The 3,433-nt window shown below is 32.0% G+C and carries 3 protein-coding genes and 2 pseudogenes; 4 read left to right on the top strand and 1 reads right to left on the bottom strand.

Features of this window, described 5'->3' with window-relative positions:
• The 3 genes and pseudogenes from J5Y03_RS19635 to J5Y03_RS19935 form a co-directional block, all read left to right on the top strand.
• A partial coding sequence (locus J5Y03_RS19635) for an RHS repeat domain-containing protein (RefSeq protein ID WP_245208985.1) occupies positions 1-1,240 on the top strand: 1,240 nt, incomplete at its 5' end.
• A gap of 13 nt (positions 1,241-1,253) precedes the next feature.
• On the top strand, positions 1,254-1,664 hold the full coding sequence (locus tag J5Y03_RS19630; protein ID WP_209407691.1) for a DUF4279 domain-containing protein: 411 nt from the start codon (positions 1,254-1,256) through the stop codon (positions 1,662-1,664).
• A 340-nt stretch (positions 1,665-2,004) separates the two neighbouring features.
• Positions 2,005-2,179, top strand: a pseudogene (locus tag J5Y03_RS19935) (transposase); the annotation flags it as partial.
• Positions 2,180-2,405: 226 nt separating this feature from the next.
• On the opposite strand, the gene J5Y03_RS19625 reads toward J5Y03_RS19935, so the two are convergent.
• A complete protein-coding gene (locus tag J5Y03_RS19625; RefSeq protein ID WP_322099605.1) occupies positions 2,406-2,822 on the bottom strand; it encodes an aldo/keto reductase in 417 nt (138 codons plus the stop codon).
• Between the two features lie 34 nt (positions 2,823-2,856).
• On the opposite strand from J5Y03_RS19625, the pseudogene J5Y03_RS19620 reads away from it, so the two are divergent.
• A pseudogene (locus J5Y03_RS19620) lies at positions 2,857-3,252 on the top strand (RHS repeat-associated core domain-containing protein); the annotation flags it as partial.
• Positions 3,253-3,433 lie beyond the last annotated feature (181 nt).

The following is a 3,433-nucleotide window of genomic DNA, read 5'->3' as shown; positions in this document are numbered from 1 at the left end:
CAAACAAAACATAACTTATACTTATGATTCGTTAAACCAACTAGAATCGGAAACCCAACTTGATGGTACAAAGAAAGAATACCGATATGATGGGTTTGGAAATCGTACAAATGTAATTGTTACAAAAGATGCAAATTCAACCGAAACGAAATCAGAATTCAATGAAGCAAATGAATTAACGAAATTCGGAAATGATGACATTAAGTACGATAGTAATGGAAATCGTATTGAGGATGGGCAATATACTTATACTTGGAATCCAGCAGGTCAATTAACTGCTGTAACAAAAAAAGGAGAAAGTTCTCCATTTGTAACTTATCAGTATGATGAACAAGGACGACGAATTCAGAAGGTTCTCAATGGTACAGTCACAAATTATTTTTATGATGGTGACAGTATTAATGTATTATACGAAACAGATAATCAGGATAAAGTACTCCGTTCATATGTTTACTCTGCAGGTGGACAACGCTTAGCAATGAAAACAGAAGGTCAAACATATTATTATCATTACAATGCACATGGTGATGTAGTTGCATTGACAGATGATAACAATAAAGTAGTTGCGACCTATGCATATGATGCATGGGGGAATGTAATTAAATCAGACGCGCAAGGTTTGGCTACAGACAATCCATTTGGATATGCAGGTTATATGTATGATAAAGAAATAAAGATGTACTACTTGATAGCTAGATATTACCAACCAGAACAAGGGGTGTTTTTATCACTTGACCCACATCCAGGTGATAAGGATGATTTACTTACTCAAAATGGATATGGTTATGGAAATAATAATCCGGTTAAGTATGTAGATCCTGACGGAAATTGGGCCTTAGATTTAGCGTTCCTTATTTCAGATATGTATAGTTTCTATAAGCATCCTTCAGCATCTAAAGCTGCTTGGGTTGCAGCTGATTTGTTATCATTTGGTGATCCAACTGGTATTTTATCAACACTTGGGCACTCAGCAAAATATGCAAAGATTTTTGTGAAACTAGGAAAATATTTAAAGAAAAGTAAAAAGACTAAAGGTCTAAAATTAAATTTACAGCTTTTTGCTGCTAAGAAAGATTTAAAAATGGTTAATGATGTAGCTAGAGAGGTAGGCGTTGATAGACACGAATTTAAAGATTACATTCACGAATTAAAAAAAGATTTTGGAATGGGAGCTAAAGATAATTTTACTTACGCTGAATTATTGAAATATGCAAGACAATTAAAAAAATTTATGAAATAGTAGGTATATAAGATTGGAGATTTCAGGAAGTTTTACTTTTAGAATAATAGATACTAATTTAGATTTTAATAAAATTAAGCAAAAAATAGGATTAATTCCTACAAAGGTAATTAAAAAAGGTCAAAAAATAGGGAAGTTAGCAAATATTGATGCTCCTTACGATATTTGGTCATATGAAATAAAAATAGACAATGAGGAAGACCCGTTTATACATTTGATAGATTTGTTAAATAACTTACTTCCTTATTCAAAATATATTAAAGAAATAAATCAACTATATAAAGAGGTTTCAATTAACTGTTATCTCAGCTCAGACTATGCGCAAATTGGTTTTGAACTAACTTCTGAGATGGTTATTCTTCTAGAAAAACTTTGTTTGAATCTTAACTTTCATATTCTTTCCTTTGGAGGGGTAGAAGATTAATTTGTCTATCTACTCAAATTAATTTTTCTAAAAGTTAAAGGGGTCATCTTATTAAAAAGCTGTTTGTAAAATGTTTAGGTGTTATTATTGGAAGTATGAATAAAGTATAGAAAAGCTGAGGAGAATGACTACCCCAAATTGTTAGACCTAGTCTAACAATTTGGGGCAATTTTTTTATGGATAAATTGTTATAGAACCAAAATAATTTATATGTAGTTTCAACAAATTAATCAAAATGTGTTCTTTTTATAGGACTTTTACAAATAACTAAAAAATTCCCCCGAGGTGCTAAAATATTTTTGAGTTTCCAACCAAAATATCAGCATAAGGAGGAAATTTTATTTCAAAAGATAGTAATAGTTTAGTACATACAACATGGAATTGTAAGTATCACATTGTGTTTGCCCAAAAATTCAGGAGCAAGTCGTTTATGGAAAAATAAAGAAAGACATCGAACTTTATGTAAAAGGGAAGGTGTAGAAATTAATGAGGAAACTGAGTGTAATGATCACATATAAAGCCAGTGTAGTTATAAACTAGCAAAAATAAACCCGAAATTGAGACAATATTAATCATCTCAATTTCGTTTTTTTTTTTTTTTTACAAGCGTCATGGATTACTATATTTAAATTTATAACAATTTTTATGTTCTATTCAATAAAGAGGGTGTCTCAAACCTCATTTTTTATGTTTAATAATCAAGTTTATTATTGAAATACTTATTTATAATATATTGTCAAATCAATGGTAGCATGGTGATCCCCAATTCATAAGAGTATCCGGACGATGTAACAACAGAATATCCAAGTAGTCAATCTCTAGTCTTGTAAGAATGCCCTCGACACTTTCTAAAATATATGGCTTTGAAAAATCATAACGGGCTGGAACACCCGACTCCTCATCATCCAAACGAATCCCTGATTTCGATTGGATGATAATATTTTCCCGAATGATCGGTTTGTTCTTTAATACCTGACCAAAGACGATTTCAGCTTTTCCAAACGCATAAATATCTGCATAATCAAACATATTAATACCATTTGCTAGTGCAGCTTCCACCGCGTTATGTGCTTGTTTAACATATTCTGTTTGAATTGGATCCCGATTCCATCCACCTCCAAATCCCATACATCCTAAAATAATCTGACTTGCTGACAATCCATTGGCGTTTATTGGTAACACTTTCAATTCGTACGATGCCTGGGGAAATGTAATCAAATCAGGTGCACAAGGAGCAGCAGCAGAAAATCCATTCCTCTATGCAGGGTATATGTATGATAAAGAAATAAATATGTATTACTTAATGGCAAGGTACTATCAACCAGAGCAAGGGGTATTTTTATCATTAGATCCTCAACCAGGTAACAGTGACGATTCAATTACTCAAAATGGATATTCTTATGCAAATAATAATCCTGTGATGAATGTGGATCCTGACGGAAACTCTTCATTTAAATATGCTGCAGAGTTAGTAGGTTCACTCGCATTAGATGCATTAACAGACGGTTTAACTTCAGAAATAACAGTTGCACTTCTTGAAGTGAAAGCAGCAAAAAAATGGAAATATCACTTCTGTTCAAAATATTAAAGCAGGTACAACTAAAACGAAAGAATATCCTGATAAAAAAAATCGATTAAGAACACAGAAAGAGGGTAAATCGACTATAAATTGGAATTACCCCGCTGATTCTGATAAACTATCAGAAACAAATTTCACCCATGGTAATCAAACAGATTCAACAAGCTATACGTATAATGGGTTAGATCAA

The organism is Gottfriedia endophytica (genome assembly GCF_017814275.1).
GTDB classification, from domain to species: Bacteria; Bacillota; Bacilli; order Bacillales; family Bacillaceae_G; genus Gottfriedia; species Gottfriedia endophytica.
Note: the sequence above shows the minus strand (reverse complement) of the source record. Positions and strands in the feature narration are given on the sequence as shown.